The following is a 6,313-nucleotide window of genomic DNA, read 5'->3' on the forward strand; positions in this document are numbered from 1 at the left end:
GAAGAATATTTCCGATGATTGCCCTGTCGTTTGCTGCGCAACAGTTGCGCAGCCCGAAGTAACGCATGTTACCGGACCGGAAACGATGTTTGTACTCTAAATAGTGTACTCCTTCCGGTCGGGTTAAATAGCGTTTTAACCGTTTCAGGAAGGAGTTTTTGATTTGCGAGACTATGAAACCGTAATAATCTGGAGTGCCAGCATCCCCGAAGCTGAAATCGAAAAGGAACACGATCGTGTTGTCGAGATCATCAAGGATGACGGAGGCACGTACATTGGTTCTGACAAATGGAGCCGCCGCATTCTTGCCTATCCCATCAAGAAACAGACCGAGGGTATTTACCATTTTATGAAATGGACCGGCAGCAGTGATACTACAGCTGCTATAGAGAAGACCCTGAAGATCAATGACAGCTGCCTCAGGTATCTTACCCTTAGAACTGACCTCGAAGAACCTGCCTCCGATGGTTCTTTTGATGATGGAAATGCGGAAGAAGATATGGAGAGCGGGGATTAGTAATGGATCTGAGAATGCCCAGCATCAATAAGGTCATAATCTCCGGGAATCTTGTCCGTGACCCGGATACAAGAATTCTGGAGAACGGAACTCACCTTGCAAAAATGTCCATAGCAAACAACCAGCGCTACCGCGACAGAAGTGGGGAATGGCAGGAAAAGACATGCTACGTTAATGTTGTAGCATGGAGAAAAACCGCAGAACTGGTAGGCGAATTCTGCAGAAAGGGTTCCCCTGTATTGATTGAGGGGGAGCTTATCTACAGTTCCTGGGAAGACCGGGATGGCAGTAAAAGAAGCAGGCTGGAAGTAAACGCCAAGAGAATACAGTTTCTCGAGAAAAAGGGTGGTCAAAGTTCTTCCTACACGGATGACTCTCCGGAACAATCCAGCAGAGCTTCGAGTAGTAACGAGAACGATTCCGCGTCGGATTCAATGGCGCAGGATGACGATATCCCGTTCTAATCAGTATGACTGACCTTCATGAAACCCCTGAATTGAACTACATCGTCATAACCGGACGGATAAGTAAGAAGAGTGAGCTTAAATCGTCCAGTTACGGCATTTTCGTAATAAGGTTCGATGTAGAAAACTGCGTTTCATATAGTGACGCGAACTCGGAAGAAAGTAAGAAAACCTACGTCATCAGTATTGAAGCATGGGGAAACCTGGCGGAAAGAATTGACCGCAGTATTTCAAATGGAATGTTCGTATTAATCGAGGGCAGTCTCGTCAGCAGAACTTACGAAGACAGATCAAAAGGATTACACCATAGAATGGTCGTAAAGGCATCCGACGTAACAGCGTTAGGAACCTGATCATAAAGACCGTCAGGAGGAATCGATTAAGTGGCAAAAAAAAGGATGAAAAAGAAGAGCAGCAAATTCGGACGTAAAAAGAAATGCCGTTTCTGCGGAAATCCTAATCTGGAAATATCGTACAAGAGCGAAAGGATGCTTCAGAGGTACGTTTCGGACAGAGGAAAAATCGTAGCAAGACGAGTTACAGGCAACTGCGCCAAACACCAGAGAATGGTCGCCAACTCCATCAAGGTCGCGCGGTTCCTTGCCCTTGTTCCCTACGTTAGAGAACACTACAGATAAACCTGCAGCATACCTGAGATGCAAAAGACGTCGGGAGGAGCAGGAAATGGATTCTTCGGTATCATCGCCGTTGGGATAATTCTTGTTCTCATGGGGGTTCCATTCGTTGGAATGACCATAATGTCGGTCATGATGGTTGCCCGGAACTCTAAATTCGGTCTGCCCATGGCGCTTGCGACTCTTTTTGTGGTTTTTCTTATCTCCGACTTCTCGGGTGCTCTTATCGCGGCGACCGGATCAGGAATCATCGTTACCTTTGTAAGGTCCGGCAGAAGTTTCAGATTCTCTCTGACAGTTGCCGCGGCAGCTACGGCGCTGGCCTGCATTTTCGGGACTTTGCTTCTTCTGCAGAAGTCCATGCTGTCCAGCGAGAACGTTCAGGTTCTCATGCAGTTCTACGGTTCGGCGGGAATGAGCTCATCTGAAATACTTTTCGTAATGGACCTGTTACTCTATATACTGCCGGCCCTTCTGGCTTTGTGGGCAGTGGCAGGTGTTATCACCTCAGCAGTTGCAGCCAGGCTTGTAAGCAGAAGGAGAGGCGTATGGCCGGATCTGCCCCGTGAAGATTCCCTGAGGCTGGGTCTGCTTCCCGCCTGGATACTGATAGCGGCCCTGGCGGTGAATCTCACCGGCAGCAGTTTTCCCCCGTACCTTCAGCAGGCTGCCGTGAATATTTCGATCTTCATGATTCTACCTTACTCAGCTGTGGGATTGGCTGTGTGCAGAAAAGTACTGTCTATTTATCCCCAGAGCTTTATACTGGCAATCCTTGTGGGAATAATCTTCCCTCCGATTGCCGTTGGATTGCTCATGATTGCCGGTATCCTTGATACATGGTTTGATTTCAGAACACGTCTAAACAGAATGGATGAAAGGAAAAATTCATAATGAAAGTACTACTTATAAAGAGTGTGGAAGACCTCGGCCTGGGGGGGGATGTTGTGGATGTAGCCGATGGATACGCCAGGAATTACCTTTTCCCTCGAAATTTCGCGGTAAAAGCAACTCCCGCTGCCGTTAAATCGACCGAAATCTACAGGACAAAAGCCTTGAAGGAACAGGTCAGAATATCCGAAGAATCCAGGCAGTTCGCGGATAAACTCAAGGATTTTGTTGTCGAGATTACAGCCGCTGCGGATGACACCGGACATCTTTACGGAAGTGTCAGTGAAAGAAACATCTGCGAGATTATCAACGAATCCGGCTTCGATATAGATGTTGAACAGGTACTTCTCGATGAGCACTTTAAAAAAACGGGAGAGTATTCTGTCTCCATTAAAATTTACGGAGACATCCGTACAGACGTACTGGTCAGGATTCTCCCCGAAGAGAACAAGTAATCCCTTTGAGAATTCTCGCAGTAGAAACATCCTGCGATGATACAGCGGTTGCACTGCTCGATGGATGCAGTGTAATCGCTGAACGCGTCCACAGCCAGGAAATACACTCGCGACACGGGGGTGTCGTCCCCGAACTGGCGTCACGGAATCATATGAAGGTACTTCCGGAGCTTGTGAAAGAAGTTCTGCATGCCGGAGGGATGAACAGTTTCGAAAAAATCGATGCTTTCGCTGCTACCGCAGGTCCGGGATTGACAGGCTCTTTACTTGTAGGTCTTGCCTGGACCAAGGCGGCCGCATGGGCTTCCGGTAAAGTCTTCCTGGGGATAAATCACCTTGCGGCACATCTTTACATTCATTATGGAGGAAATCGACATGTTGTCTTTCCAGCCGTTGCCCTTCTTGTCTCCGGTGGTCACACCAGCCTTTTTACAATGAACTCATGGGAGGAGATTCTTCTTCTCGGCTCAACAAGGGATGACGCTGCCGGAGAGGCTTTTGACAAAACCGCGAAACTGACCGGTCTCGGCTACCCGGGGGGCGCTGCTCTTGATCTTGCCGCCGACAGGGGAGACCCCGACAAAGTACGCCTGCCCTCCCCGCTGGCCGATCCGTCTCTGCCCGAATTCAGTTTCAGCGGTCTTAAGACAGCGGCCAAACTCCTCTGGGAGAAAGGAGAAGATCGCTGTAACCTCGCGGCTTCGTTCAGAAAGACCATTGTGGATATCCTGGTATCGAAACTGATGTACCAGAGTGAGAAACTTGGCGCGCAAAGTGTTCTTGCAGCGGGTGGCGTTTCTGCCAACAGCCTTCTGAGACAGGTTCTGCGAAAGGAATGTTCGGAACGTAACTTGAATCTGTTTCTTCCTGACAAAGAGCATGCCACGGATAATGCGCTAATGGTAGGACGTGCCGCCGCGGCCATTCTTGAACGAGATCCTGAGGCATTTTCACCTCTTTACTGTAACGCTTTCGCAAGATGGTCGGGAAAAAATCTTTCTCCAATAACTTGCTGCTGACCTCAAGAGATCAATAATATATAATAAAGCGGTTATTACTCTTCAGGAGATGATTTTATGACAGCTGCTTTAAAAACTCATGGTGTTGATTCTGTCAGCATCAAGCGTGTCGAAAAAGCTCTTAAAAGAAGCGGTAAAGCTTTTCTGAAAAGGATATTCGATGGCGGCGAACTGGACATGCGGGAAGACACAGGTTTTCTCGCAACCAGATTCGCGGCAAAGGAGGCTTTTTTCAAGGCTCTGGGAACAGGGGTTACAGGGGGAGTACGGTGGCACGATTTCCTCCTCCCTCCCGAAGATAATACCTGTCCGAGTCCCGTTATCAGCGGAAAATCCAGGGAACTGCTTAGAGGCAGAAAAGTTTTTGTAAGCGTCTCCCGGACAGAAACCACCGCGGTAGCAATTGTTTTACTTGAAGAACAGGGGGAAGGTTATGAAATACTGGGTAATACCTGAGGAAATGGCTCAATACGACAGGAGGGCCATTGAGAGTGGAACTCCTGGAGACGTTCTGATGGAGAAAGCTGGAACTTGTGCAGCCGAGAGAGCCATGAAAATGACTGCCCCCGACCAAGGACCGGTCATTGTATTCGCGGGTTCGGGAAACAACGGCGGTGACGGACTGGTTTTAGCGAGAAGACTGCGTGAAAAATCGTATTACGCTCATGTGGTTCTCGCAACTGTTCCGGGGAAGAGTCTTTCACATAACTGCCAGGCAAATCTGAGCCGATTCGTGCAGGATGGCGGTATCGTTGTGCCACCGGACGAGATGGACAGATTACCTGATTCCCCCTCTCTGATCGTCGATGCCCTTCTGGGAACGGGTTTCAAGGGAAAGATCGAGGGTATATTCGCTGAATGCCTTGAAAAAGCTAGAAATTATGGCTGCAGAGTACTTGCCGTGGACACCCCTTCCGGTATAAACGGAAGAACGGGTGAAACCGATCCCCTTACATTAAAAGCGGACGCAACCGTCACTTTTGCCGCTCCGAAGGCAGGGCTTCTGTTCCCTCCGGGCTGCGGCTATTCAGGAAGTATTTTCACAGCTGATATCGGCATAGATGTTGATAAGACGAAAAACCGCATGATCCCCGGTCTTAGAGACGCTTACGAGCTTCTTCCCGAAAGACCTGTGGACGGACACAAGGGAACGTTCGGAAAGCTGTTGCTTGTCGGTGGTTCGGAGGCAATGCCCGGTGCCCCACAGTTGATGTCACTAGGTGCCTTGCGTTCCGGAGCAGGCCTTGTTACCCTTGCGGTACCTCTTTCCGCCCATCAGCTTATAGCAGGACGCATTCCAGAAGCGCTTTCGTCGTACTTCCTTCCGGGGGATGCTACGGGTATACCTGATACTGAGAATTTCCATGCAGCAGCCATCGGCCCGGGAATGGGAGATAATCCGGCAACCAGGAAAGTTGTGAACTACGTAATCAATCACTGGACGATTCCGCTGGTTCTGGACGCGGATGCTCTTAACGTCCTTGATAATCCTGTTGCAATTCTGGAAAGGTATCGAGGGAAATTACTGATCACCCCGCATCCCGGAGAGATGTCAAGGCTTATGAACTGCGATCCGTCAAATATAGCAAGCAGATCCGGAGCAGCCGCCAAACTTGCCGAATCGGCGGGAGTAACGGTTGTGCTCAAAGGCAGGCCGACCATGATATTCCATCCGGAAAAAGGCTCCTGCACAATTCCAGCGGGTAACAACGGGCTTGCAACCGGCGGCAGCGGCGATGTTCTTACGGGAATAATTTCATCACTTATGGCCCAGGGTATGGAACCATTCAATGCCGGAATCCTAGGTGTGTACGCACACGGTCTGGCAGCGGATATTGCCGTAGAGAGTTCTTCCGCACGAAGTCTTATCGCAACCGACATCGCTTCTTTCCTGGGAGAGGCATTCAGAAAAATAGAAAACGGAAAGAACAGTGATCTTCTGACCTCCGGCGGCAAATGGAACAGTGAGTACATCGATTAGCCGGAGTGAAGTCCTTGAAACAATAAAAGGTATAGGTTCCGATAACTGTCTATAATTCTTCCTGTTAATTCCCGAAGAGTTCCCTTCCTCTCCCGAATGTCTGAATGTTCACTTCCAGCGCCTTCGGCGGCACGCGTTCCTCTATCGCCTTTCAAATTGCCTCTGTGAGAGTGCCCTTTCTCGATTGGTGTTGACAGTGTACTATTATTCCTGCTATCATCTTATAAGACAGGAATTGCTATCGTACAGGAATCCCTGGATCACCTGTAAGATCAGCATACTAGTTGTCGGAGATACCGTTACGCATAAAAAACAGAGAGGATACATGATTATGTCGAAATACCCCCCCCC

9 protein-coding genes are annotated in these 6,313 nt (G+C 49.1%); all 9 read left to right on the forward strand.

The window, feature by feature from the left end; genetic code table 11:
• Window positions 1-163: 163 nt before the first annotated feature.
• Genes rpsF through K8S15_10925 form a run of 9 tightly spaced genes read left to right on the forward strand, consistent with a single transcriptional unit; the run spans window position 164 to window position 5,962 of the window.
• Entirely contained in the window at window positions 164-517 is a 354-nt protein-coding gene (rpsF, locus tag K8S15_10885) for a 30S ribosomal protein S6 (GenBank protein ID MCD4776537.1), read from the forward strand.
• A 2-nt stretch (window positions 518-519) separates the two neighbouring features.
• Complete coding sequence (ssb, locus tag K8S15_10890; protein ID MCD4776538.1) at window positions 520-981, forward strand: single-stranded DNA-binding protein; 462 nt, start codon at window positions 520-522, stop codon at window positions 979-981.
• 32 nt (window positions 982-1,013) lie between these two features.
• The gene (locus K8S15_10895; GenBank protein ID MCD4776539.1) at window positions 1,014-1,334 is read left to right on the forward strand and encodes a single-stranded DNA-binding protein; all 321 of its coding nucleotides are present in this window, start codon (window positions 1,014-1,016) and stop codon (window positions 1,332-1,334) included.
• Window positions 1,335-1,379: 45 nt separating this feature from the next.
• Window positions 1,380-1,619 (forward strand): 30S ribosomal protein S18, encoded by a 240-nt coding sequence (gene rpsR, locus K8S15_10900; protein MCD4776540.1) that lies wholly within the window; start codon window positions 1,380-1,382, stop codon window positions 1,617-1,619.
• An 18-nt stretch (window positions 1,620-1,637) separates the two neighbouring features.
• Complete coding sequence (locus tag K8S15_10905) at window positions 1,638-2,510, forward strand: hypothetical protein (protein ID MCD4776541.1); 873 nt, start codon at window positions 1,638-1,640, stop codon at window positions 2,508-2,510.
• The gene (gene rplI / locus K8S15_10910) at window positions 2,510-2,962 is read left to right on the forward strand and encodes a 50S ribosomal protein L9 (protein ID MCD4776542.1); all 453 of its coding nucleotides are present in this window, start codon (window positions 2,510-2,512) and stop codon (window positions 2,960-2,962) included. The genes K8S15_10905 and rplI overlap by 1 nt, the downstream gene beginning before the upstream one ends.
• A 5-nt stretch (window positions 2,963-2,967) precedes the next feature.
• The gene (gene tsaD, locus K8S15_10915) at window positions 2,968-3,981 is read left to right on the forward strand and encodes a tRNA (adenosine(37)-N6)-threonylcarbamoyltransferase complex transferase subunit TsaD (GenBank protein ID MCD4776543.1); all 1,014 of its coding nucleotides are present in this window, start codon (window positions 2,968-2,970) and stop codon (window positions 3,979-3,981) included.
• 57 nt (window positions 3,982-4,038) lie between these two features.
• Window positions 4,039-4,437 (forward strand): holo-ACP synthase, encoded by a 399-nt coding sequence (acpS, locus tag K8S15_10920; protein MCD4776544.1) that lies wholly within the window; start codon window positions 4,039-4,041, stop codon window positions 4,435-4,437.
• A complete protein-coding gene (locus tag K8S15_10925; protein ID MCD4776545.1) occupies window positions 4,415-5,962 on the forward strand; it encodes an NAD(P)H-hydrate dehydratase in 1,548 nt (515 codons plus the stop codon). The genes acpS and K8S15_10925 overlap by 23 nt, the downstream gene beginning before the upstream one ends.
• Window positions 5,963-6,313 lie beyond the last annotated feature (351 nt).

Source organism: Candidatus Aegiribacteria sp. (assembly GCA_021108005.1).
Taxonomy (GTDB): domain Bacteria; phylum Fermentibacterota; class Fermentibacteria; order Fermentibacterales; family JCC-6; genus Aegiribacteria.

Excerpts from the sequence above, each read along its gene's own strand:
- ssb (MCD4776538.1), top strand. The coding sequence starts at position 520 with ATGGATCTGAGAATGCCCAGCATCAATAAGGTCATAATCTCCGGGAAT.
- rpsR (MCD4776540.1), top strand. The coding sequence starts at position 1,380 with ATGAAAAAGAAGAGCAGCAAATTCGGACGTAAAAAGAAATGCCGTTTC.
- K8S15_10905 (MCD4776541.1), top strand. The coding sequence starts at position 1,638 with ATGCAAAAGACGTCGGGAGGAGCAGGAAATGGATTCTTCGGTATCATC.
- rplI (MCD4776542.1), top strand. The coding sequence starts at position 2,510 with ATGAAAGTACTACTTATAAAGAGTGTGGAAGACCTCGGCCTGGGGGGG.
- acpS (MCD4776544.1), top strand. The coding sequence starts at position 4,039 with ATGACAGCTGCTTTAAAAACTCATGGTGTTGATTCTGTCAGCATCAAG.
- K8S15_10925 (MCD4776545.1), top strand. The coding sequence starts at position 4,415 with ATGAAATACTGGGTAATACCTGAGGAAATGGCTCAATACGACAGGAGG.